This window comes from Vibrio sp. 10N.286.48.C11, from assembly GCF_041469805.1.
Lineage (GTDB): Bacteria > Pseudomonadota > Gammaproteobacteria > Enterobacterales > Vibrionaceae > Vibrio > Vibrio crassostreae_C.
Genome location: NZ_JBFRLK010000037.1, coordinates 59,394 through 83,942 on the forward strand (window position 1 = coordinate 59,394; position 24,549 = coordinate 83,942).

General features: G+C 45.6%; 17 protein-coding genes. 5 read left to right on the forward strand and 12 right to left on the reverse strand.

The window, feature by feature from the left end:
- Positions 1–74: 74 nt before the first annotated feature.
- The 7 genes from pheT to AB4209_RS10390 form a co-directional block, all read right to left on the reverse strand.
- Positions 75–2,462: a phenylalanine--tRNA ligase subunit beta gene (gene pheT / locus AB4209_RS10360; RefSeq protein WP_372055777.1), complete on the reverse strand. Its 2,388-nt coding sequence runs from the start codon at positions 2,460–2,462 to the stop codon at positions 75–77.
- Between the two features lie 18 nt (positions 2,463–2,480).
- Positions 2,481–3,464 carry a phenylalanine--tRNA ligase subunit alpha gene (gene pheS, locus AB4209_RS10365; RefSeq protein WP_004734764.1) on the reverse strand — a complete coding sequence of 328 codons (984 nt, stop codon included), beginning with the start codon at positions 3,462–3,464 and terminating at the stop codon, positions 2,481–2,483.
- A gap of 218 nt (positions 3,465–3,682) precedes the next feature.
- Positions 3,683–4,792 carry a GGDEF domain-containing protein gene (locus AB4209_RS10370; RefSeq protein WP_372055779.1) on the reverse strand — a complete coding sequence of 370 codons (1,110 nt, stop codon included), beginning with the start codon at positions 4,790–4,792 and terminating at the stop codon, positions 3,683–3,685.
- Between the two features lie 202 nt (positions 4,793–4,994).
- Positions 4,995–6,203, reverse strand: a complete 1,209-nt coding sequence (locus AB4209_RS10375) for a hypothetical protein (protein WP_017060449.1) — start codon at positions 6,201–6,203, stop codon at positions 4,995–4,997.
- Between the two features lie 9 nt (positions 6,204–6,212).
- Positions 6,213–7,019, reverse strand: coding sequence for an outer membrane lipoprotein-sorting protein (locus AB4209_RS10380; RefSeq protein ID WP_017060448.1), 807 nt, complete (start codon positions 7,017–7,019; stop codon positions 6,213–6,215).
- A gap of 44 nt (positions 7,020–7,063) precedes the next feature.
- Positions 7,064–9,526, reverse strand: coding sequence for an RND family transporter (locus AB4209_RS10385; RefSeq protein ID WP_372055781.1), 2,463 nt, complete (start codon positions 9,524–9,526; stop codon positions 7,064–7,066).
- A 171-nt stretch (positions 9,527–9,697) separates the two neighbouring features.
- Entirely contained in the window at positions 9,698–10,483 is a 786-nt protein-coding gene (locus AB4209_RS10390) for a TetR/AcrR family transcriptional regulator (protein ID WP_372055783.1), read from the reverse strand.
- A 545-nt stretch (positions 10,484–11,028) separates the two neighbouring features.
- Between AB4209_RS10390 and AB4209_RS10395 the strand changes: the two genes are divergently transcribed.
- Both AB4209_RS10395 and AB4209_RS10400 read left to right on the forward strand, forming a co-directional pair.
- Positions 11,029–11,790: a hypothetical protein gene (locus tag AB4209_RS10395; protein ID WP_372055785.1), complete on the forward strand. Its 762-nt coding sequence runs from the start codon at positions 11,029–11,031 to the stop codon at positions 11,788–11,790.
- Positions 11,711–12,493, forward strand: coding sequence for a hypothetical protein (locus AB4209_RS10400; RefSeq protein ID WP_102428592.1), 783 nt, complete (start codon positions 11,711–11,713; stop codon positions 12,491–12,493). Before AB4209_RS10395 ends, AB4209_RS10400 begins: the two co-directional genes overlap by 80 nt.
- Before the next feature lie 155 nt (positions 12,494–12,648).
- Here the strand turns inward: AB4209_RS10400 and AB4209_RS10405 are convergent, their stop codons facing one another.
- The 3 genes from AB4209_RS10405 to AB4209_RS10415 all read right to left on the reverse strand — a co-directional run bounded on the left by AB4209_RS10405 (position 12,649) and on the right by AB4209_RS10415 (position 18,857).
- Positions 12,649–13,143 (reverse strand): outer membrane beta-barrel protein, encoded by a 495-nt coding sequence (locus tag AB4209_RS10405; RefSeq protein WP_017065440.1) that lies wholly within the window; start codon positions 13,141–13,143, stop codon positions 12,649–12,651.
- 143 nt (positions 13,144–13,286) lie between these two features.
- A complete protein-coding gene (gene hrpA, locus AB4209_RS10410) occupies positions 13,287–17,330 on the reverse strand; it encodes an ATP-dependent RNA helicase HrpA (RefSeq protein WP_372055787.1) in 4,044 nt (1,347 codons plus the stop codon).
- A gap of 198 nt (positions 17,331–17,528) precedes the next feature.
- The gene (locus tag AB4209_RS10415) at positions 17,529–18,857 is read right to left on the reverse strand and encodes a MipA/OmpV family protein (protein WP_372055789.1); all 1,329 of its coding nucleotides are present in this window, start codon (positions 18,855–18,857) and stop codon (positions 17,529–17,531) included.
- An 80-nt stretch (positions 18,858–18,937) separates the two neighbouring features.
- On the opposite strand from AB4209_RS10415, the gene AB4209_RS10420 reads away from it, so the two are divergent.
- The 3 genes from AB4209_RS10420 to AB4209_RS10430 all read left to right on the forward strand — a co-directional run bounded on the left by AB4209_RS10420 (position 18,938) and on the right by AB4209_RS10430 (position 22,123).
- Positions 18,938–19,468 (forward strand): hypothetical protein, encoded by a 531-nt coding sequence (locus AB4209_RS10420; protein WP_372055791.1) that lies wholly within the window; start codon positions 18,938–18,940, stop codon positions 19,466–19,468.
- Positions 19,469–19,492: 24 nt separating this feature from the next.
- A complete protein-coding gene (locus tag AB4209_RS10425; protein WP_372055793.1) occupies positions 19,493–21,520 on the forward strand; it encodes an alkaline phosphatase family protein in 2,028 nt (675 codons plus the stop codon).
- Between the two features lie 153 nt (positions 21,521–21,673).
- A complete protein-coding gene (locus AB4209_RS10430; protein WP_372055795.1) occupies positions 21,674–22,123 on the forward strand; it encodes a TerB family tellurite resistance protein in 450 nt (149 codons plus the stop codon).
- A gap of 122 nt (positions 22,124–22,245) precedes the next feature.
- Here AB4209_RS10430 and AB4209_RS10435 read toward each other — a convergent pair whose 3' ends face one another.
- Together AB4209_RS10435 and AB4209_RS10440 are read right to left on the reverse strand one after the other, a co-directional pair.
- The gene (locus tag AB4209_RS10435) at positions 22,246–22,776 is read right to left on the reverse strand and encodes a 3'-5' exonuclease (protein ID WP_017068784.1); all 531 of its coding nucleotides are present in this window, start codon (positions 22,774–22,776) and stop codon (positions 22,246–22,248) included.
- A gap of 87 nt (positions 22,777–22,863) precedes the next feature.
- Positions 22,864–24,402 (reverse strand): diguanylate cyclase domain-containing protein, encoded by a 1,539-nt coding sequence (locus AB4209_RS10440; protein ID WP_372055797.1) that lies wholly within the window; start codon positions 24,400–24,402, stop codon positions 22,864–22,866.
- Positions 24,403–24,549: the final 147 nt, after the last annotated feature.

The window sequence follows — 24,549 nt, forward strand, 5'->3', positions numbered from 1 at the left end:
CCTATTCTTAATCCAACTCACACAAAAAGGCCTCGCAATGCGAGGCCTTTGATTTTTCTATCTATCAGAAGAGATTAGTCGCGAAGTGCTGCGCCGAATTTCTCTGAGATTGAAGCTACGATAGCATCTACTGAACCAGCGATGTCTGCATCTTCAAGTGTACGCTCTACAGACTGTAGGCTAAGTGCGATTGCTAGGCTCTTCTTACCTTCTTCAACGCCTTGACCAACGTATACGTCGAACAGTTTAGCGCCTGTTAAGAATTCGCCACCCGCTGCAATACACGCTTCTACGATGTCGCCAGAAGCGACTGCTTCGTCAACAACTACTGCGATATCACGACGGTTTGCAGGGAACTTAGATACGGCTACTGCTTCTGGAAGCACGCGAGTGTTGATAGCTGCCCATTCGATTTCGAATACGATAGTGCGGCCGTTAAGACCAAACTTACGCTCTAGTTCTGGGTGAACAGTACCAATGATACCCACTTCTTTGCCGTCTACGACGATAGCCGCAGTTTGACCTGGGTGAAGTGCTGGGTGCTTAGCTGCTTTGAAGCTGTATGCGATTTCGTTTGCAGAAAGCTCAAGAACTGCTTCTAGGTCACCTTTAAGATCGAAGAAATCTACAGTGTTAGTTGCAATGTCCCAGTGCTCTTCGCCACGAGTACCAGAGATAACGCCCGCAAGCATCATTTCTTGGCGCATGCCGTTTTCAGCTGTTGCTTCAGGGATGAAACGTAGGCCTGATTCGAATAGACGAACGCGAGACTGTTGACGCTTCTGGTTGTGAACAACTGTGTTTAGAAGACCTTGGATTAGGCCAAGACGCATTGCTGACATGTCCGCAGAGATTGGGAATGGCAGGATTAGCGGCTCAACACCAGGAACAACAAGTTTTTGCTGTTCTGGTTCTACGAAGCTGTATGTGATTGCTTCGTGGTAGCCACGGTCTACAAGAAGGTCACGAACGCGCTTAAGCGGTTGGTTAGCTTCTTTGTGGTCATTCATTTTAAGTGCCGCTTTAGGCGCTTGGTTTGGAATGTTATCGTAACCGTAGATACGACCTACTTCTTCAATTAGGTCTTGCTCGATTGCGATATCAAAACGCCAAGATGGAGACGTTGCCGTCCAACCAGCGTCTGTCGTTTCAACGTTACAACCTAGGCGAGTAAGAATTTCCACTACGTCTGTAGATGGGATTTCGTGACCTAGTAGGCTGTCTAGCTTAGCGCGACGTAGAGCAACTACGTTTGCTTTAGGAAGTGAAGCTTCAGATTCGCTGCCGTTTACTGGCGCAACTTCACCGCCGCAGATTTCAACTAGAAGCTGTGTAGCACGCTCCATTGCTGCTGCTTGAAGTGTTGAATCAACACCACGTTCGAAACGTAGAGAAGAATCTGTGTGAAGGCCGTAAGCACGCGCGCGACCACGGATGTGATCCGGTGCGAAAAATGCAGCTTCAAGAAGTACGTCTGTTGTTTCAGTCGTAACACCTGAATCTTGACCGCCAAAGATACCAGCGATTGCTAGTGCTTTGTTGTGGTCTGCGATAACAAGTGTGTTGCTGTTTAGTTCAGCTTCGTTGCCATCTAGAAGTGTTAGCTTTTCGCCCTGCTCTGCTAGACGAACCACGATACCGCCTTCGATCTTAGCGAGATCAAATGCGTGCATTGGTTGGCCTTGCTCTAGCATCACGTAGTTTGTGATGTCTACAACTGGGTCGATTGAACGGATACCACAACGGCGCAGTTTTTCTTGCATCCAGATTGGTGTTTCCGCTTTCACGTTTACGTTCTTAACCACACGGCCAAGGTAACGTGGACAAGCATCAGTTGCTTTAATTTCAACAGATACTGTGTCTTCAATGCTTGTTGCAACAGCTTCAACTGTTGGCTCTGTAACGTCTGCGCGGTTTAGTACGCCAACTTCACGAGCAAGGCCACGGATGCTGAAGCAGTCTGCGCGGTTTGCTGTTAAGTCTACATCGATAGTTACGTCGTTAAGCTCAAGAAGCTCACGTACGTCCATACCTAGCGTTGTGCCTTCTGGCAGCTCAAGGATGCCGTCAGACTCTACGTCGATACCTAGCTCAGAGAAAGAACAAAGCATGCCGTGCGATGGAACGCCACGTAGTTTTGCTTTCTTGATTTTGAAGTCACCAGGAAGTACTGCGCCAACTGTTGCTACTGCTACAGTTAGGCCAAGACGACAGTTAGATGCACCACATACGATGTCTAAAAGCTCTTCTTCGCCGATATCAATTTTTGTAACTTGTAGTTTGTCTGCGTCTGGGTGCTGACCGCACTCAACCACTTTACCTACTTTAACGCCGGTGAAAACACCCGCAACAGGTTCTACATCGTCAACTTCCAAACCAGCCATAGTGATTTGGTGAGCTAGCTCTTCGCTGTTAATTGCAGGTTTAACCCACTCGCGTAGCCAAGATTCACTGAATTTCATAGTTTCGACTGCCCCGGATTACTTGAATTGTTTAAGGAAACGAAGGTCGTTCTCGAAGAACGCACGAAGGTCATTTACGCCGTAACGAAGCATCGTTAGACGCTCTACACCCATACCGAATGCAAAACCAGAGTATTTCTCAGGGTCGATGCCAACAGAGCGAAGTACGTTAGGGTGAACCATGCCACAGCCTAGAACTTCTAGCCATTTGCCATCTTTACGTTTCACGTCAACTTCAGCTGAAGGCTCTGTGAACGGGAAGAATGAAGGACGGAAACGCACTTCAACTTCTTCTTCAAAGAAGTTACAAAGGAAATCGTTAAGAATGCCTTTAAGTTGTGCGAAGTTTACGTTCTCATCAACTAACATACCTTCCACTTGGTGGAACATTGGCGTGTGAGTTTGATCGTAGTCGTTACGGTAAACACGACCCGGAGCAATGAAGCGGAATGGCGGTTTGCCGTTTTCCATCGTACGGATTTGAACACCAGAAGTGTGCGTACGTAGCATTAGATCAGGGTTGAAGAAGAAAGTATCGTGATCAGTACGAGCTGGGTGATCGTCTGCGATGTTTAGTGCATCAAAGTTGTGGAATGCATCTTCGATCTCAGGGCCAGACTCAGTGCTAAAGCCAAGCTCACCAAAGAACTGTTCGATACGCTCAACAGTGCGAGTAACTGGGTGAAGACCACCGTTCTCAATGCGACGACCTGGTAGGCTCACATCGATAGTTTCTTCAGCTAGTTTCGCTTCAAGCTCTGCACGTTGTAGTGCGTCTTTGCGAGCTGCGATCGCTTGTTGAACAGCACCTTTCGCTTTGTTGATCTCTTGACCAGCAGTGCGACGCTCTTCAGGTGGAAGTTTACCTAGGCTTTGTAGTTGAAGAGTTAGTTCACCCTTCTTACCTAAATACTGAACTCGCACTTCATCAAGTGCGACTAACGAATCTGCTGTATCAATAGCAGTCGTTGCATTAGCAATGATCTCTTCTAGATGTTGCATCATTTCCTCATCTACCAGTTGGTAGTGTCCGTATCGGATGATTAGTTTTTTTAGATAGCTACACATAGTAATCAAACACGCAACCAATGCCAAATTGAATCGCTAAAAGAACAAGTTATTGCCTAAAAACACGGCAAATTTAACAGGATATTAATGAGGAGTAGGAAGAAGTGGAACAATTACAGGTTCCACTTCTTAATTTGGAAATGACCTGAAGGCTAGATCTGAATAGAACAAACGCTGTTCTTCCCTGCGTTTTTTGCTAAATAGACGGACTCATCCGCCGCTTTAATCAATTCGTTCATGGTTTCGAATTCTTGGGTCATTTCAGCGACACCGACACTAATACTGCCAATCCAAACTTGATGACTGGTTTCAACCTCTAATTCAGACACTTTCTGTCGAGCGGTTTCCGCGATGTACATCCCACCTTTAAGGTCGGTGTTTGGGCAAATAACCAAGAACTCATCGCCACCTAACCGGCAAACAATATCATCATTACGGAACGTGTTTTTCAGTTCACGCGAGAGGGTTTTTAGCACCAAGTCGCCTGCATCATGGCCGCTGGTGTCATTAATGCGCTTGAAGTGGTCGGCATCAATCATAATACACACTAAAGGCATGCCCAGTTCTTTGGAGTCTTGCCAATGCAGCGCTAACTGTTTAAAAGCACTACGACGGTTATGCAAATTAGTAAGAGAGTCGGTTAATGACAGTTCTTCAAGTCTCTTATTCGCTCGTTTTAATTCTGCCGTACGTTCCTCAACTTTATCTTCGAGTAACTGGTTGAAGCGTAACAACTGTTTGTTTCGTTCAGAGACTTGTTCAAACAGGCCGTTAAGCGCAGCCAACAGCGGGACAGTCGCAGAATCTTGCTGCTTTTCTTCCGCTTCAAAGGCTTGCAGAGGTGTCGCGCCCTCTTCTATCGCGGTCATTTGTCGCGCCATGTTTTGGTCGATGCCGAGGATGTGGTAAGCAAGCCAGTGGATCAATAAATCAAGTAACTGCCGTGCTGACGACTGATCTTCTTCCATGATGAAAGCTTGCATACTGTAGATATCTTGCATAAATACACGATGCACTTTGATATGCTCTTCAATGTGTCGCTCATACACACCGCAATCTCTCATCAAAGATTCTTCTTCTTTAAAGTGAAATTCGGCATAGCATGTGAGATCGAGTAAAGCGACGTTTATGTCGTCGATAGAGATAGTGTTCTCTGACAACAGATTTCCGTAGTGGTTGATAATACCAACAAGATATTGATGCTGTTCATCTACAACACCAATGCCTGTTTCAAAGTTTTTATCCCAATTAAATGAATTCATAAATCCCTTAAGGCCGATACCACCAGCACGATTTACATGCATATTCGGAGGTTATAGATACTGAAAAAATATAACCATTTTACCTGTAGGTTTATTCGATTGTTTGATCCACTTTATAAAAAGACGACTTTGAACATTCTAAATATGGCTCATCTTAAATTTGAGACGTCCCCCCCAACAGGAACGCCCCACGAAGCTAACATTAGAAATAATATTCCAACGCCATCTCAACAAAGTCATCCTTGCGTGCGAAGAACAACAAGTCCTCTGGGGTTTCGTTCTCAAACAACCAAGCATTCAGTCGCCACTTGAGGTTGTTGTTAATACGGCTCGATGCCTCTAGCTTGGCACTGTAGACATCACTGTTATCTAAGTCTTGAGTGATACCAGTAAGCACTTCGGTGCCGTCTTCATCGTTCAAAGCGAAACGTGCCCCAAGGAACACATCATTTTGGCCGATGGTTTGGGCATTGTTGCCTCGGCTGTCATACAGGTATTCAGCGATGAAGCCGATGTCCCAGTACGATTCAAGCGCCCCTACCCAAGTGTATTCAAAGCCTGTCGCCACGCCGGTATGGTTGTCGTAGCTGTCGCGATAAATGCTTTCCAGCTTCCATAACCAGTCACCGATAATGCCTTGAACATCCAATCCGAAGTGTTGCATTTGGGCGTAGTATGGCTTGAGTTGATTGCCTTCCACACGGTAATAAGGGTCGCGGTTTGTGCCGCCTAAGTAGCTTAAACCGACATCCCAATCACCGTACATTTGGCTGTAACGCAATGCCACATCAACGTGTTTTTCTTCTCGTGAAGATTCGTAAAGCGCATCGTCCGATACTGGCACGGTTGGCCTTAATCGACCGTCTTCGCCTGCGAAGGTACGCTCACGAAAATACGGCAGTAACATGGCGTCTATGGTGCCCCACTCTTTTATCGAGGTGAAGTGCACCATAGGCTGACCTAACTTGGATTCGCCATCGACCGATTCAATGGCATCGGTCTGGTTTACCACATCCACTAAATGCGCCGATTCGGTTACGCCCCAAAATACCTTTCCAACACCCGCTCGCAGTTCGTAATCATCCCAATAGGTTAAATACAAGGCTTCGCGAATATCACCATGAGTTCGTTCATCGTCTTCACTGTCTAGGCGATAAAACGGGGTGAAGGTAATGCTGCCGTTGCCCTCTTGTTGCTCCCAGTAAAACTCTGGCTGCAACACCAGTGAGCTTTGTCCTTTGTCTTGCCCTTGTAAGCCGTCGCTAAAGAACTGCCTATGTTCAAGGTTAACCTGCCCTGCGATATCAGGACTAAAGCCTGCCGCCACACAAGGCAACGACACCTGCATAAGCCCGACGGTCGCCGCCAAGGTTAAGGATAATTGGGTTCCTGTTGCCACAATCCTTTTCATATTCCTGCCTTATTTCGCACGTTTTAGTGTGTTCTTTTGGAAATCCTTGTCTTTAAGACCGGTCTGGAACACTAAATCTGTCGTGGTTAATACGGTGCTTTTGCCTGTTTGATGGTTTTGCATCGCCATGGTGTGTGCGCGCCAGTATTGGTTTAGGTACTGTTTGTAATCTTGGAACGATAGAGTTTTAAGCAGTGCGCCTTTGCGGTCGTAAAACTCGACTTTCATTGGGCGGTAGTGCTGTTGGTCTAGCCATACCTTTTGCATGGTGTAGCCTGAGTTTTTATCGGTCGGTACTTGCTCTAAAACAAAGGTGTCTACGCCTTCCAGTTTCGCGTCTTCAATGTAGTTGAAGGTGTACTTTTCAAGTTCAAACGAGCTTAAGTCCTCATACGCAAATTCACTGCCCATAAACGGGCCAGATTTGTTGCGTGAAGAGATGCGTTTTACACGCTTGAGTGCAGGAAGATACAACCACTGGTCATCGGATTTGGTGATGTGCGAATGGTTTAGGAAAGCCGTGCCTTTTACGTCGCGTGGTTCATCAAAAATGGTTAAGCCTTTGTCGCCATCGTCATCGACTTCCAAAGATTTCAATCGCATCAGACGTGTACTGCTTTCGCCCTGCTTGTTGCGAAGTAGCATTTCCATGGTTGCGACAGAATCGCCCCACCCGACATCGACCGCTTTACGTTGCTCGGCAATTTCTAAGCCTTTCGCAGGGTCTGCTAACGCTGGGAAAGCGGCGAATGTGCTCAGTGCCAACGAGCTAACAGTAAGTAATGTAGTAGCGAATGTTTGTTTAACGCTTTTCATAAATATCTCCTTGAGTCAGCCCACCGCAGCAGGCCGACGTTTCCTTATTTGGTCGAAGTAGTCAGTTCGGCTGTCGATCTAGGCTGCGACTTGGTATCTAGCTTTGATTCGTGCTGAGTTTTAGCTGAATAGTGGGTCTGTTTGTCGAAGATCATCAGTAAGCTTGGTAGCAAGATGAAATCGACCACCAGCGCAATGAAAATCACAATCGCGCTGAGTAAGCCCATGTCGGAGTTGAGTCTGAAGCTCGACATCGCCAGTACAGAGAAACCGGCCACTAGCACAACAGTGGTGATCCACAAAGCGCGACCGACGGTGTGGAAAGCGTATCGAACCGCTTCTTCTGCTGATTTCCCTTCGATTCTTGCGCGCTGGTATTTACTCAAGAAGTGCACCGCATCATCAACCACGATACCCAACGTGAGCGTGACCACGACTGACAAACCGAGGTTGATTTCACCTGAGATAAGCGCCCATAAACCAAAGCCAATGATCGCAGGCGCAATGTTGGGCACTAGGCTGATCATGCCTAAGCGAACCGAGCGCAATGCAAAGATCATCAAGCCAGAGATAAGCACTAGGGTGATAGGCAAAGTTGATAGCATGCTCGCCATGTTGGTTTCGCCAATGTGAGCAAACATCAGTGATGGGCTCGACGCGACTACTTCATATTGCGGCGCATTGGCGGCAAACCATGAGTAGATGCGTTCTTCGAGTTCCACCAATTCCACACTGCCGAGGTTGTCTACCGTGAGTACCATTTTGATCGATGATTTATCGACATTGATTTGGTTGTTCAAGTCCAAACCGTACGGCAATGACATCTCGTAAAGCAGTAAGTATTGCGCGGCTAACTCTCGGTTAAGTGGCAGTTGGTAGTAACTGTTATCATCGCCGTGCATGTTCTTATTCAAACGCATGTAAACATCGGAAAGCGTGGCCACGTGGTCGGTTTCTGGTTGTACGCGTAGCCAATCAGTAAAGTCACCAATCGCTTGCAAGAACACAGGATCGGCAATCGCTTGAGACTCATTGGTTTTCACCGCAATACTGATGGTCGTCATGCCACTTACGGTCTGTTCCATGAAATCGGCTGCTTGTCTGAATTCGCTTGAGGTATCGAAATACTTCACCGATTCATCATTCACTTTGTTCAACGGAATTAACGCGGCTGCACCAACAATCACTAGAGTCGAAATAGGCAGCAGAGCTTTGCGGTTGGTCACCACAAAGTCGCCCAGTTTATCCATGAAGGTCACTTTGTTTTGTGCGGCCTCATTGGCTGGCAAGGTCTTCACTGGCAAGAGCTTTAACAGCGCAGGAAGCATGGTCACAGAGAGGAAACACGCGATGATCACGCCCAATGCCGACAAGTTACCGAAGTCTCGCAATACGGGAGAATCCGACATGTTCATCATCAAGAAGCCAATCGCGGTGGTGACAGAAGTAATCAGAATCGGCATCGCATTGAGCTTGATGCTGTATTGAATGGCTTGTGCTTTCTCCATACCGCGCTGCATCGCTTGTCTCATGGTCACAATCACGTGAACACAATCAGCCACCGCCAAAGTTAAAACCAAGGTTGGCACATTCACGGTTGCGGTACTCAAGAACATCCCTGCCCAACCAGACAATCCCATGGTGGCAACAATCGAAGAGATGATCACAATGAGCGTCGCCACCACACTAAAGAACGAGCGCAGCATAAAGGTCAGGAACACCAGTACCACCAACAGCATTAAGGGAACGAGCGTTGAGCTGTCTTCTTGAGCCGAAGTCATAAATGCGTTGTTCATGGCTATGATGCCCGCTTTATGGAATTCGACATTAGGATACTGAGCTTGGTACTTGCCGATCATGGTATTGATTGCCGCAATCACCTCTTGCACTTCTGCGGTTTTGTCCACTTCTGGCAGTTGCACGGTGACGTTCACAATCGTCACATCGCCAGAGGCCGACACCAAGGCATTCTTAAGCAACGGCTCGTTAAGGGCGATCTGTTTTACTTTGGCGATGCGTTCTGGTGTGTGTTCGTACTCTTCATACAGCAAGTCTTCTACCAAAAGATCATCTTCAATGGCTTCGGTGTGCTGATAATTAGCAAGGGAATCGACACGGCTTGAATACGGGATCTGCCACGCATCAACCGTGAGATTTTGAATCAGGGTGAGAGTTTCAGGGGTGAAGACATTGCCATCTTCAGGTGCGACAACAATCGCAAGGTTGTCGGTTTTTGCAAAGGTGGTTTGGATTTCATCGAACGCCATCAACTGCTTGTTGGTGCCTTCGAAGAAGATGTTGTAGTCCCCTCTAAAGTAGAGGTTCTTAGCCCCTAATGCAGAGAGAATGATGATTGAAAACACCACCAGCAGAACGATAAACGAACGCTTGGTAGGTATTGAGTGCCAACTGTTTAGATCTGTGTTTGCGCTATCGGCATTAGGGTTATCTCGGTTTTGCTGATCGAACGTGGGCTTCTGGCTGTCATGTTTCATCACAGTCTCCATTTGTGACGATTCGTCATATTTGTGTCATAAAAAGCCAGCCGAAGCTGACAAAAACACAATTCTTAGTCATATACTCAAGAAAACCAAAACCACACTAGGCTAAACTTAAGTTTATGACGAATCGTCACTAATGGTTATTAATAAACCCACATAGGTGGGCTTAGTTGAAGCTTATCGACCTACTGACTCTAAGTAAGCGACTTCTTCACTGAACAGTTCTTGTTCTACACGGCGCCAAGTTTTGCGGTAGTCCCAATCAGTAGAAAGAGGCTGCCAGTTGAGGCCGTCTAAAATCATGTTCGCATTGTGTAATACTGAATACGGGTCTTGTAACCGCTTGATACAATGACTGTTTGAAGCATTCTGAGACAAAGCATTTGAACCAAATGCGATTGACCAGTTGGCGAATACGATGGCATCAGAACCCACGCCAGAAGAGAACTTTAGGTCACCGGCTTCTACTGCTTGATTGACGAGCAGATCCGCTTGTTCGATAACGATCTCTTCTAATTGATTCATCTCGGCAACGCGTGCACTGGAGGCTTTCTCTAGTACCCATGGGCTTTTCGCCATAATCGCGCAAGTTGATAGTACCGGTTCCATGCGAGCATAGATTCGGTAAGCAACGTGCAATGCGACGATCTTTTCACGTGTGTTGCCTTCAAACTCTCCAGAGCGAGCAAACATCATTGCTTCTGTCTTGAGAGAGTGAATACATAACGCTAAAACGACGTCTTCTTTGCTGCAAAAGTGATTGTATATCGTACCTTTAGAATAAGAGCTCGCTGCCGTTAGCTTGTCCATCGTGAGGTTTCCGAACCCTTGTTCTCGAACCAGATCTTTTGCTAACAACATCAACTCTACTTCTCGGTCTGCAATAGACTGCTGCTTTTTAGACAACACGCCTTTGCAACCAAAGATACCTTGTTTATCGCCTTTACAACCAAAGCCAAACATAATTTTTTAGTCCGTATATGAGCTTAGCCGTTATCTAAGCTTCGCCAGTATTTAAAACACTCCTATCCAATATATTAACACGAATAGTAAATTCATGTAGTTAACCATTTTGTGACGCTTCGTCATTTCTGACTTATCGTCATAATAGCGCAAGTATTGATCATATCAAGGGGTTTTATAAATTAAATACATTTTGTGAATGGAAAGAGAATAAATGGGATATAGCTAAGAAAATCATCAATAGTTGACCTAAAGAGAAGACTTTAAAAGAAGACCTGTATTGTGACCAACAGAATGTGGACGCGAATTGGGCATTCTTAACCTAACAAAGAATGTAGGCACTTTAAGCTGCTATGCGTATTCATGCCCAATGATTCCTAGCTTAAACCACAAGAATGAATGACTGTAGGCTTACTTTATGGGGCAGACGTCTCCTTATGGTCAATATTTGGCTTACTAATGCCGTTTTCTGTTAAGTTGCTATAAATTCGGTAAGGGGTGACTTACAATAGTGACAACGACTTACCTTTTTTGAGAACACGATATTGAGCGCCAAATATTCTTATTTAGCTTGGCAAGTGAATACTTCTAGCCCAGCAGAAAAACTGGTTTTATTGATGCTTGCAGATGGTGCTGATGAGTTCGGTTTCACCAATGTGTGCCTACAATCAGCAAGTCAACTTTGTGCTCTCTCGACGTTCGGTTTAGCCGATTGCCTTAAGTGTCTAGTCGACCAAGGTTTCCTCGATAAAGTAAAAGTAGATTATCGAGACAAGAAAGAGATACACGTGTTCAAAATGCTCATTGAGCAAGAGCAAGCTGCGGTTCAAGTTGAAACTCAACCGGTCAATAGTATTCCGGTTTACTCTACTGCACCTGCACCCAAGTTTCAGCCTGCTCCGGCACCAATGCAAAACACGCAATATGCTCCTCGCCCACAAGGCCGAGGCTCAATGAACAGCAACACCGTTTCTACTCATGATCTCAACGAAGAAGAGATCCCATCATGGGCAGAACGTGCGTTTAAATTCTCCGGCTTGGCCGGTGACCATAGTTTAGTATGGAAGAAATTTGTCCTTTGGTATAAAGCCAAAGCTAATGAATTAATGCCACTATCTCGGATTGAATCCAAGCTGCAGTACTGGCTAGTTAACGAGAAGCAAAATGAAAGACAACAACAGCAGAAGACCGCTCAATATTCAGGAAATGCAGGACAAGCTCAAGGAAATGGGTATAGACAAAAGCTTAGCCCATCTGAACGCTTCAGGCAGCAGCTCATTCAAAAAGGCAAAAAGCCAACCTTCTGAGCCAGCTCAACCTGTTGTACCTGACGCTACAGGTCCATTAGTACCTGAAGTGATTGAAGCGCAAAGTACCGAAGTGAAAGTAGCGGCTGCACAAGCTGCGGATTCTGGTGCGTCTCAACAAGTACCTGTTGTTGATCAAGATCCTGCAGAGCTGGAACTAACCGATTGGTGTATTCACGTGTTTGGTTCTTTCTTAAGCGTGTACGAAACACAATGGGAATACCAATACGGTAGCGAGCCGAGCGGTAAGTTTATTGAATTTGCTAACTCAGTCGATTCAGACGGCCTTAACCGCGTGCTAATGCACTGTCATGAACGTATTCAACTTGGCAACAGTTGGCCGCCGCAAATGGGTGAGCTTTGGATCCTGAAAGATTCTTTGACTGAAGAAGAGTTGTTGGATAGCCGTATTCGAGTGTTGTCACGCTCTGCAGATAATAAGATTGAGCAATGGTTAATCCAGAATAAACTGTACGATTTAAAGCGCACGGCTGAAAACAAACTCGATGGCCTGTTCAAGAAGTATTACTTGGAAGCGAAACGTTTAGATGAGAAAGGCATGCTTGAAACTGAGTTACCAGAATTCCTTCTTGCCGCTAACTCTGTAAAGAACCTGAACGATTTAAAACGTGAAGAGTACGAAAGTAAACACGGTAAATCGATTAACCCAAGAATTCAGCGTATTCTGAACAGTAAAAAATAACCATCCGCTTGCTATCTGTTATAAGAAAACAGAGTAGCGATTACACGGTTAACAGATACAAAAATGCCAGCTATCAAGCTGGCATTTTTTACGAATTCTTACGAACTCTACAAATATCCGTGACCAACGGTACGTCCGTCACTGACTGCAAGTAATTACAGTAGGTGGATAGTTGCGTTTAGCGTGAATACGCCAGAGTCGTCATCTTTCATTTTGAAGTTTTGGTAGCTAGCGCCTACAGATAGTGGACCAAAGATGAAGTATTCAGCGCCTACACCGTACATGATATCAACATCGTCTTGCTTGAAGCCATCAGCTTTAAGCTCGTAAGAGTGAAGACCACCCTTCGCGTATACGTGAAGAGGACCAAAATCGATGCTTGGTTTAATCGCTAGGTAAGCAGTGCTTGCGTCTAAATTCTTAAGATCGCGGTTGCCGTAATTAACGCTGCCGAAAGAACCAAGATCCCAGTAACCCGCTTCAACACCGATTAGTGGAAGGATACCTGTACCTACGTGGATGCCCACCGCGTTTTCATCTTCACCAGCGAATGAGTTTTGACCACCCATTACACCGCCGTACAACCAAGAATCAGCCATTGCTGTTGAAGATGCACCTAGTAGTGCTAGTGCCAATAACGTTTTTTTCATATTCGACCTTTTTCGTCCTAGTGGCAGGCCTTGAGTGGTAATAAATTGCCACCAAGTCGCCCTGTATGTAATAACTATTCAATTAGTAATGCAATAAGCAAGATTTATACCCAAACCTTGCCATTGCGTCTAGCTTTATTCCTTTAGCAAGCATCAATCGCGTTTTTAACACGCTTATCTGATACTGGGTAAGGCGTACCGAGCTGCTGTGCGAAGAAGCTTACACGAAGCTCTTCTATCATCCAACGCACCTCTTTTACATTTTCTGGAACCGCGATCCCTTTTGGAATTTTATTCAGCAGTTCTTTGTAATCATTCATTACTGACTCAACTTTGATCATGTGAAGACGATCTTTGTTCGGGTCAATTGGCAGTTTTTCCATGCGGCGTTCAATCGCTCTCATATAGCGTAGAATATCCGGCAAGCGTTTCCACCCACATTCTGTGGCAAAACCCTTAAAAATCAAACCTTCTACTTGAGCTTTTATGTCAGAAAGTGCGAATGCCATAGAAAGATCCACGCGTCCTTTCAGCTTTTTACTGATGCTGAATGCCGTGGTTAGGATGGTTTCAACCTGTTGAGCAATCTCTACTACGGTATCACCCAGCTCTGCACGTACGTGTTCTTTCAGAGCTTCAAACTGCTCTGGTTCCCAAACCAAACCGCCCTTCTCTTCAATCAGCTTATCAATACCACAAGCGATACAGTCATCGATAAGATCGAGTACCTGTCCGTATGGGTTGAAGTACAAGCCAAGTTTCGATTTGTTCGGCAGGTTCGAGTGCAAGTATTTGATCGGTGATGGCACGTTCAACAAGATTAAACGACGCTGACCCGATTTCATTGCCGAGATTTGCTCTTGCTCGGTTTCGAACAGTTTGATCTCTACGCTGTCTTTGGTATCCACCAGCGCAGGGAAGGCTTTAACATCGTAGCCACCACGTTTCTGTTGGTAGACTTTTGGTAATTCACCAAAGCTCCACGTGTGCAGGTTCTGCTGCTCGATATCGTCGTCTGCCACTTTAGAAAGCGTTTCTTGAACCTTGTCTTTCAGGCTCTCTTTCAACTCATGCAGATCTTTCTGTTCTTTCAGCTTACGCTTGCGATGATCTACAGCGCGGAATGTTACCTTTAAGTGCTCTGGAATCTGGTCTAACTTCCAGTCATCACGTACCACTTCCACACCCGTCATGCGGCGTAGCTCTTTCTCAAGAGAATCCAGTAACGGTGCTTCAAGCGGTGTCACACGTGCCAAGAATGCATCTGCGTAGTTTGGCGCAGGTACAAAGTTACGGCGTAGCGTTTTAGGTAACGACTTAATCAAGCTAATTACTAGCTCTTGACGTAGACCCGGGATCTGCCAATCAAAACCGTTCTGGTCGATCTGGTTCAAGATAGGCAGCGGAATGTGTACCGTTACACCATCGTTATCGTCGCCCGGCTCAAATTGGTAACTCAGCTTGAGCTTGATACCGTTTTGGTGCCAGAAGTTCGGGTAATCCAGATCGGTAACGTGGCTAGCATCACCGCGGAACAGCATCGATTTTTCAAAGTTAAGCAGCTCAGGGGTTTTCTGACTGGTCTTCTTCCACCATGTATCAAAGTGACGGCCAGAAACCGCCTCTTCGCCAACACGCTGGTCATAGAAATCGAACAGTTCATCATCGTCGATCAAGATGTCACGACGACGCGATTTATGCTCTAGCTCTTCGACTTCTTGTAGAAGCTTACGGTTCTGCTTGAAGAAAGCGTGTTTGGTTTCCCACTCACCTTCTACTAATGCACTACGTACAAACAACTCACGGCTGACGGTGGCATCAATCGCGCCGTAGTTCACAAGGCGCTTAGGTACGATTGGGATTCCGTAAAGCATCACTTTTTCGTGTGCCATTACCGCTGCTTGTTTCTTCGACCAATGTGGTTCGCTGTAACTGCGTTTAATCAGGTGTTTCGCTAGCGGTTCAATCCATTCCGGTTGAATCTTCGCGATAACACGGCCCCAAAGTTTTGAGGTTTCTACCAGCTCCGCAGACATGATCCACTTAGGCTGTTTCTTAAATAGGCCAGACGCAGGGAAGATGTGGAAGCGTGCATTACGTGCACCTTGATACTCATTCTTCTCTTGGTCTTTCATACCGATGTGCGAAAGCAGACCTGATAGCAGTGACATGTGAATGCCATCGTAGCTGCCCGGTTCTGTATTCAACTTAGTATCTAGCTCACGCATTGCTTGGTGAATTTGGAAGTACACATCTTGCCATTCACGGATACGTAAATAGTTGAGGTAATCTTGCTTACACTGTTTGCGGAACTGGTTACTCGACAATGCTTTTTGCTGCTGCTTGATGTAATCCCATAAGTTCACAAACGTGATGAAGTCAGACTCTTTATCGAAGAAACGCTTGTGCTTGTCATCAGACGATTGTTGCTTATCTGATGGACGCTCACGCGGATCTTGAATCGACAACGCAGACGCGATCACCATCACTTCGTGTAGGCATCGGTTACGTGGCGCTTCAATTACCATACGCGCTAAACGTGGATCGATAGGCAGTTTTGCCAGCTTACGACCAATCGCGGTTAGCTTCTTCTTATCGTCGCCGTGGTTCTTGTTTTTGTTCGCTGACGGTTCAACGGTGGCGATCGCACCAAGCTCTTCAAGCAGCCTTACACCGTCTTGAATGTTGCGCTTATCGGGCGCTTCAACAAATGGGAACGCTTGAATATCGCCTAGGCCTAGCGCTGTCATCTGAAGGATAACCGATGCTAGGTTAGTACGAAGAATCTCTGGGTCAGTAAACTCTGGGCGTGACTCGAAATCTTCCTCTGAGTACAGACGAATACAGATACCTTCTGCAACACGACCACAACGACCTTTACGCTGGTTTGCACTCGCTTGAGACACTGGCTCAATCGGTAGACGTTGTACTTTAGTACGATAGCTGTAGCGGCTAATACGCGCCGTGCCCGGGTCGATAACATACTTGATGCCCGGAACGGTTAACGAGGTTTCTGCCACGTTGGTTGCCAGAACGATGCGTCGACCAGTATGAGACTGGAAGATACGGTTCTGCTCACCCGCCGATAGACGCGCGTAAAGCGGGACAATTTCGGTATCACGAAGGTTGCGTTTACTTAATGCATCTGCGGTATCACGAATTTCTCGCTCACCGTTCATGAAGATCAAGATATCGCCAAGGCCTTCATCACACAGCTCATCAACGGCTTCAAAGATGCCTTCGATTTGGTCGCGGTCTGAATCACTTTCATCACCACCTAATGGGCGGTAACGCGTATCAACTGGGTAAGTACGACCAGACACTTCAATGATCGGTGCATTGTTAAAGTGCTTAGAGAAACGCTCTGGATCGATGGTTGCCGACGTGATGATCACTTTCAGATCAGGACGCTTTGGCAGTAACTCTTTCAGGTAACCCATGATGAAATCGATGTTCAGGCTACGTTCGTGCGCTTCATCGATAATGATGGTGTCGTACTGATTTAAGAAACGGTCGTGTTGAATCTCCGCCAGTAGAATACCGTCGGTCATCAGTTTGATTTGGGTATTGTCAGAAATCTGGTCGTTGAATCGAACCTTATAACCAACGAACTCACCCAGCTGTGTTTCCATCTCTTCAGCAATACGGTTCGCAACCGAACGCGCCGCAAGACGACGGGGCTGAGTGTGACCAATTAAGCCAAAGCGGCCGCGGCCAAGCTCAGAACAGATTTTTGGTAGCTGAGTGGTTTTACCCGAACCCGTTTCACCCGCCACGATAACCACTTGGTTTTCAGCGATGGCTTTCGCGATGTCTTCGCGCTTTTGGCTAACCGGGAGAATTTCTGGGTATTCAATCGTTGGTTTCTGTGCCGCGCGCTGAGTTGCCGTCATCATTGACTTAGCAATGTCTAACGCAATCTCATCAAAGACAGCGTGCTTAGCTTGTTCGTTCTTAATTTTACTCGCACCAGCAATTCGCTTACTCAAACGGAAGCGATCGCGCATCATACATTCGTTGAGCGCTTTACGAAGAGAGGCTGGGCTATTCTGATATGATTTGTTGTTTGTCGCTGATTGTTCAGCAGATTTTTTCGATGCAGCTTGGTTTGGTTTCGCTTTGCTCTGTGAAGAACTTGGCTGTGCTGCATTCTTGTTGTTATCTGCTTTTTCCGGAGACGAAGTCAAAGCGTGTCCTATTCTTGTACTTATTAAACTCGCGCGATTATATCACAAGTCTCAAACAAAAAAGCCTGACAGCAAAGGGAAAACCTTTAGCTATCAGGCTGATTAATCTCGCTAACACTCGCAGGAGCTATGAAAGCGCGGTCAAATGTAATTCGTACTTAGTCAACTCTGGTTTAAAGCTAACGTTAAAAACTGCGCTTAAAACTCATATTGGAAGTAGACCGTGTTGTAGTTACTGCCGCCTTTGATACGACCATACTGAGAGGATTTTTCAAAGATCGCAGAACGATGATGCAATGAATAACCGAACCATAAGTTGTTCAAGTCATTCTTACCAATCAAGTCGCCAACGTTGACATCGAATGAGAAGTCTAAGTAGTTCAATAGATGGCTTGCGGTGTAACCTTTACGGTCCATCTCAGAGCCTTCGATATAGGTAATCGAATCGATGTAAGACATACCTTCTGCCACACCAACACGCCACTGAGTTGGCCAATCAAAGGTGTAGTACGCCTTGATTGCGATAATGTATTCGGTGCTGCTCGATTGAACGTCTGAACTCCAGTGGTGCGCAATACCTGGGGTTAAATAGATATCCAGTGGCAAACCGAAGATCTCATCGGTTAACGGGTGTCCATAGAAGAACGAGGTCAACTGGTTGTTGTATTCGTCTTTCTCTCGATTGAACTTCATGATGTCGCCAATATTGGATGGCGTTCCCCAGCCGTGTGCGACACGTAAGTACGGCGCATTGCTCAGTTTAGGTTTTGGCGCTTTCTCTTTGTCGTTAAAGAAACCAAAGCCAAGGTACAATTCCCCCTGATAACGGTCTTCAACAATCGAAGAATCGTAAGCGTTATCGTCCAATCGAGTCACACTGGTTGAACCCAATAAGTACAAGTTAGAAACCACATGGTAACGCGTTTCAACACCAACATTTAAGTCAACACCAGCACCAATGGTTTCATTAGATGCGGAGTAATACTCACTGTTGAAATCAGCACTTTTATAACGCAGCGTCGCGCTCGGGTAAAACTCCCAATCTCCAGTTTCATACTTGGCTTTAGCTCGTAAGTTACCGTGGAAGTTGTATTCACTGTCGCTCATTAACTCCGTCTCGGCAGACCAAGAATCATCAAGTTGGTAGGTCAGTTGAGCACCAAAGTCCGCCGTATCGCCTTCAATCGCGTTCTGCTCAGATGCAGGAATATCAATAAAGCGCATGCGAGAGATAGCATTGAAAGACCACTTCTCATCGTCAGTTTGATAGAGGTATGCCCCCATCTCAGTACCGTCAATAAACACATAATCGTTCTTGAAAAACAGCATCGGTACGAATGAGCTAACCGATTGGTCGCCACCAGACGTGTCATAAGGGATGCTTGCTGTACGGAACATTGCAGCGATGCCCCACTCTTGCTCTTCAGCGGCCCACGCATTAGCACTTACGAAAATGCCACTTAGGAAAGCGCTACCTAGTAAAACCAATCCAGATGAAGGAAGAGTCGGTAAATATTTGAGCTTCATTCTTGTGTAATTACTCTTTGAAAAAATATTGTGTTACTGATTAGACATTTATTAACCATGACGGCTAACTATTTTTAGGTTTGCTCGGCATTGACCGTTACAATGTAGAATATTCTCGGTTAAATGAAAGTATTGTGAAAGTCTCCGAATTACAAAACATTGTAGATCACTTACCCAAAGATTCCGATCCAGATATTGTTATGGGTGAGGCGTGGTTGCCTGAGCGTTTGGTGGATACCAACCTAGACGGTGACATGCTATTTCTTGAATTCGATAATGCCCCTGAAGACAATCAAGGGGATGAAGAAGGCCGTGGCTTTGTTGAGCACGAGATTGCTATGATTCGAGAAAAGCTCGAACTGTTATTAGACGAGCCTTCCGATACCAAGACCAAAGCCGATGCCCTTTTGGCAATATTTCTAATGGGCCATGAACTTTCTAGCTCAGAAGTTATCGAAGTTCTTGAATCAACAGAATCTGAAATGGCAGAGCCTGAGATTGCAGAGTTTAAAACAACAGAATCTGACTCAGTAGAACTTGAAGCATCAACGCTTGAAACCACAAAGCCAGACACAAATAAGATCGAAACAAAAGAACACCACGACGACTAGCCACCAACGATTTTAGGTACCGTATTGAAACCCTCTACGACATCATCTCTTCCCCTGTTACTCGCCGGACCCATTTTAAGAAAAACCACCGCGACTGAAGTGGTACTTTGGTTAGCCACCAGCTCGCCTCTTACAGGCAGAGCCGAGCTTCATACTCAAGAAATAGACGATTCTGAAGCAGCACAAGACCAGCCGTTTTATACCTCATCGCTTGAAGAACATGATTCGATTCAAATCGGTACACATGCGTGGATAACGCTAATTCGCTTACAAGGTGAGTTTCCGACTAATACGCTGCTTGAATATGACATTCACACAGAGTCAGGTTCACTAAAAGAGCTCGCCCCTCACCTTGTTTACAACGGTAAATCTCGCGTTGAGTTTAAGATATCGACCTCAGCTGATTACATTCTTCATGGCTCTTGCCGCAACCCGCATCATCCAAGCAAAGACAGCCTAGTTGCAGCCGATAACAAGATGGCCGATCAAACCGTCGCTGAAAGACCCGACATGCTGATGATGAGCGGCGATCAGATCTACGCCGACCATGTGGCAGGCCCAACACTTGATGCTATTCAACAAGTGATTCACCTGCTTGGCCTTGTAGGCGAAAGCTTACCGACTGACTCGCAAATTAAACAAATCAACAACAGTGACGCTCTGTATAACAGTGAATACCACTTATACCAGCGTCATCACTATTTGCCGCACCACACAGCTTCAGAATCGATGATCGATAAGTTATTCCCGAACCGTGGCGTGCCGATTTTTAGCTCTACCGATTGTGAAAACCACTTGGTCACGCTGTCTGAGTTTATCGCGATGTACTTATTGGTTTGGTCTCCGACACTGTGGCAATGCGTCAATCGAGAGCGTTTAATTGATAATAACTTCACTCAAGGTGGACGCCAATTAACACCGACTGAGCAGCAACAATGGCGTGATGAAAGCGTCATCATGGATGATTTCATTGCTGGCTTACCGCAAGTGCAACGTCTGTTCGCGCATATTCCAACGTACATGATCTTCGATGATCACGATGTGACGGATGATTGGAACCTTACCGTGGGTTGGGAGCATGCCGTCGACCAAAACCAGTTCGCGACCCAAGTCATTGGTAACGGCCTTGCGGCTTACTGGATGTGTCAAGGTTGGGGTAACAAACCGGAGAGCTTCGACGAAACGTTCATCGAGCAAGCAAAACAGCTTTTTGTCGCTCAACCGCTCATTACTAAACAACCGCGCATTAGTAAACAAACTCATAATGAAGCCGGCAATGCAGCGACTACTCACTCTATTGGCAACATCGAGCCAGACAAGCATCAAGCCTTTATTGAGATGCTGAGTCGCTTTGAAGAGTGGCATTACACAATAGATACCTCACCCAAAGTCATTGTGTTGGATACTCGTACGCGTCGTTGGCGTTCAGAGTCACGCATGAACAAGCCTTCAGGTTTAATGGACTGGGAAGCCTTGATTGAGTTTCAACATCAGTTAATGAATCAAGATAAAGTGGTGATCGTTTCTGCTGCACCGATGTTTGGCGTGAAGTTTATTGAAACACTGCAAAAGATGGCGACCACAATCGGCAAGCCATTAGTGATTGACGCTGAAAACTGGATGGCACATCCGGGCAGTGCTAATACGCTGATTAGCATCTTTACCCATACCAAAACACCGACCAACTTCGTGGTACTTTCTGGCGATGTTCACTACTCCTTCGCTTATGACATCAAGCTTAGGTATCGTCGCAACAGCCCGAACATCTATCAAATCACCTGCAGTGGTATTAAAAATCAGTTCCCTGCTCCGCTGCTTAAATTCTGCGATGTATGGGACCGCCTGTTATACAGCCCTCGCTCAGTTTTGAACTACTTCACTAAGCGTAAACGCTTGAAGATCGAAAAGCGAAGCCCTGACAATCAGACCTTCTATCGCCTTTCAAACCGCAGTGCGATTGGAGAATTGAGGCTAGACACTGATGGGAAACCGCAATCGATCACGACACTCAGTGGCGACGGTAAAATTACCCGTTTCCCAGAGCCCGATTGATAAAATGCTCCTTATCGCTCGCGTATCCGTAATGTCAGTTTTTAGTAAAGACGCTTGCGATCACACTCTGTAGACCCAATAGTTATGCTTATGCTTATAGTTGATAGCTATCAGCGTTACGGAACTCGATACAAATTTTAACTGGAGCTCGTTATGTTCAATTCTCTCACATCAATGTTTAAACAATTGATTGAAGGCCAGGACCTAAGCAAAAACCAAGGCACATCACCTAATGTCGCCATTGCGAGTTTGTTGTGTGAAGTCGCGGGTGCCGACCATCAGATCAATGAATCAGAAAGAGTCGCTAAGCTACAGCTTCTGCAGCGTTTGCTGGATTTAGATGAAGAACAAGCAAAGGTACTGCTCGCGCAAGCAGAGCCGAAAGTAGAGCAATCAGTATCGCTGTATGACTTTACATCGCAACTCAGAGACCTATCTCAGCCAGTGCGAATCGACTTAATCAAAGCGATGTGGGAAGTAGCGCATGCCGACGGGGAAATTGACCCTATCGAAGATTCTGTGATCCGTAAAACAGCAGAACTGCTCTACGTCGACCACTGTGACTTCATCAAGAGTAAGTTAAGTGTTTTAGGCGAAAATTAGTGCCTGAAATAATGAATTGGAAACTGAAATAAATAAAAGCGACGGGTTAAGAAACCGGTCGCTTTTTTGAATCGGTAAACTGAAAGCTGACTAAACAGGGCTGAGAGGAGCTAAAAATTTAGCTACAACATAGTTAATGTGAGTTTCGCAAGATTATAAGCATCGACATAACCCGAGTGCTGACGACCTTCCCACTCAATATTTTTGGCTTCTTGAGCAGCGCGGTGACCAATGCGTTTGTCTTTCAAGCGATTCTGAACACGGTAAAGCGTTGCGATGTTTAAGAACTCGCTAAACGGAGGCTCGATGCCTTTTTCAATACACTCTTTGTGTAAGATAAGGTCGTCACGTCCCCACGCTGCGTAGATTTTTTTGGGACCACCAAAGTTCTTAATCATCGACTTGATGACAGACTCTAATGGGCGACCCTGCTTTTCGATTTTACGAGGTGTAATGCCCGTTAACTCGGCACAGAATAGAGAGACTTCGTCTTTCTCTGGCTTAACGTAGTATTGTGCTCGCTTCACGATAGTACCGGATGCTAGATCAATCTCAGCAAGACCAACTTCAATGATCTCTCCTGTTGTTCCCACACCGTCTTCGCTCCAACAGCACATTTCCAAATCGAAACACACAACTCGATTGTGATTCATACGTCGCCTAATTCTCTCGTCAAAAATTTTGTGAAATTGTACATGAGCCCAATACAGAACTCGACCCTAGTTGTATCAAGTGCTCATTTAGCCTGCAATTGTCACTCGATTTCGGCCATTCGACTTACTTTGATAGAGCATACTGTCTGTTTTTTGCAGAATCTCTTCCGTGTTTTCATTAGCGTAAATAGCAGCACCAATACTCAAAGTACAACTGAGCTGTCGACCTTTGTGCTCACAATGAGACTGGCTCACTGTTCTTAGAATACATTGTAAGTATCGTTCTAGGGCTTCATGGTTTGTAATACTAGAAATGATACAGAACTCATCTCCACCTATACGAAACAGGTTATCCCCCTCTTTCAAGCTCACTGAAATCAATTTAATTACATGAATGAGTAAAGCATCCCCTGCAGGGTGACCGAATTGGTCGTTAATGCCTTTGAACTTGTCGACATCAAATCCGATGAGACTAAAGGGTTCATTTCGCTGTATCGCTTTATCTAACATCTTATTGAAAGCACGTCGGTTATAAACCTCGGTCAGGCTGTCGTGGTTGGCTAGAAAACGAAGCTCTTCTGTTCTTTTATCAAGCATTTGATACAAGCGCTCTTTCTCTCGGATTTGCATATTAACGATATACGCCAACAGCAATGAGATAGTTGTTCCGACTAACGCGATTCCGGTTAACACCAGATAACCATAGAAAGAGATGCATGAATCTATTTTGTAATCGACCTTCCAATCTCGATTGGTCAGTGAGATTGTTTTGGTAATGTGGTGCCCAGATACCGCTTCATAACCCTCGGTCTCAAACAATATTGGGGAGTTTTCTGCTTCGAAACCCGTATCGGTAACACGAATATAGACATCCATGTCTCCCACTGCCGAAGCCAGTAGATTTTCAAAGTAGTAAGTCGTTCGAACCACACCAATCACAACGCCAAGTAGATTATCGCTTTCGCCTTCAAACACAGGGTGATAAACCAACATGCCGGTCTTTGGTGTATTTTGATCTAAGCCGTCTTGAAGCAAGCGAACTTTGTCTGAAATATTCGCTTTACGTGTCTGTTTAATATTATCTAAAACCAGCTTGAAGCGCTCACGAGAAAAATAAAAGCCAAGTACATTGTCGTTTGCTTGTGTGTTGGGATACAGGTCACTAGCAATGAACGCCGGCTCACCATCTAAGATGTAACCAAAGACTTTGGCTTCGTGTTTTGGAATAGTGAACAGCTCGTAAAACGGGTATTTTTCTTTCATCTTAGCGGTATGCTCGGCAATCTCGTCTGCTGCCACTTTTTGCATCCACTGCAAGCCAATTAGACTTTTTGAAACATTAATCGTTTGTTGTGCAAAACGATCAAACTTATCCCAGTTTTCAGGATCATTTGCGTAGAAAAAATTAGCACCAGAACCAATGTAAGCCACGTCATTAGCGATAAACGCTTCCAAACTCAGTGTCTGGTGAGTAGTAAAGCTATCCAAATTCATATTTAACGCGCGGTTTTGGTTTAACGCGACTAATATAAAACACAACACAGTAATCAAAAAACTGACCAAAAATACGACCAATGGGAGAGTTCGTCTCTTCAACCCTGTAAGTGGGTCGGTAGTGTGCGGCATGTGGCTTCCAAATAGTCTCTAATGAGTTTAAAGTATATAACGGAAGGGAATCATGCTCTATTTCTGTTTAGTCTTAAAACTGACATAAAACGGGCATTGTTTACCTTGCCCTCACATCGACGACCAATATTCGACCGAATCTCGACT

What these genes read in the sequence shown, in the direction of transcription:
- pheT (WP_372055777.1), bottom strand. Translation starts at nt 2,462, where the DNA reads ATGAAATTCAGTGAATCTTGGCTACGCGAGTGGGTTAAACCTGCAATT.
- pheS (WP_004734764.1), bottom strand. Translation starts at nt 3,464, where the DNA reads ATGCAACATCTAGAAGAGATCATTGCTAATGCAACGACTGCTATTGAT.
- AB4209_RS10370 (WP_372055779.1), bottom strand. Translation starts at nt 4,792, where the DNA reads ATGAATTCATTTAATTGGGATAAAAACTTTGAAACAGGCATTGGTGTT.
- AB4209_RS10375 (WP_017060449.1), bottom strand. Translation starts at nt 6,203, where the DNA reads ATGAAAAGGATTGTGGCAACAGGAACCCAATTATCCTTAACCTTGGCG.
- AB4209_RS10380 (WP_017060448.1), bottom strand. Translation starts at nt 7,019, where the DNA reads ATGAAAAGCGTTAAACAAACATTCGCTACTACATTACTTACTGTTAGC.
- AB4209_RS10385 (WP_372055781.1), bottom strand. Translation starts at nt 9,526, where the DNA reads ATGGAGACTGTGATGAAACATGACAGCCAGAAGCCCACGTTCGATCAG.
- AB4209_RS10390 (WP_372055783.1), bottom strand. Translation starts at nt 10,483, where the DNA reads ATGTTTGGCTTTGGTTGTAAAGGCGATAAACAAGGTATCTTTGGTTGC.
- AB4209_RS10400 (WP_102428592.1), top strand. Translation starts at nt 11,711, where the DNA reads ATGGGTATAGACAAAAGCTTAGCCCATCTGAACGCTTCAGGCAGCAGC.
- AB4209_RS10405 (WP_017065440.1), bottom strand. Translation starts at nt 13,143, where the DNA reads ATGAAAAAAACGTTATTGGCACTAGCACTACTAGGTGCATCTTCAACA.
- AB4209_RS10415 (WP_372055789.1), bottom strand. Translation starts at nt 18,857, where the DNA reads ATGAAGCTCAAATATTTACCGACTCTTCCTTCATCTGGATTGGTTTTA.
- AB4209_RS10430 (WP_372055795.1), top strand. Translation starts at nt 21,674, where the DNA reads ATGTTCAATTCTCTCACATCAATGTTTAAACAATTGATTGAAGGCCAG.
- AB4209_RS10435 (WP_017068784.1), bottom strand. Translation starts at nt 22,776, where the DNA reads ATGAATCACAATCGAGTTGTGTGTTTCGATTTGGAAATGTGCTGTTGG.
- AB4209_RS10440 (WP_372055797.1), bottom strand. Translation starts at nt 24,402, where the DNA reads ATGCCGCACACTACCGACCCACTTACAGGGTTGAAGAGACGAACTCTC.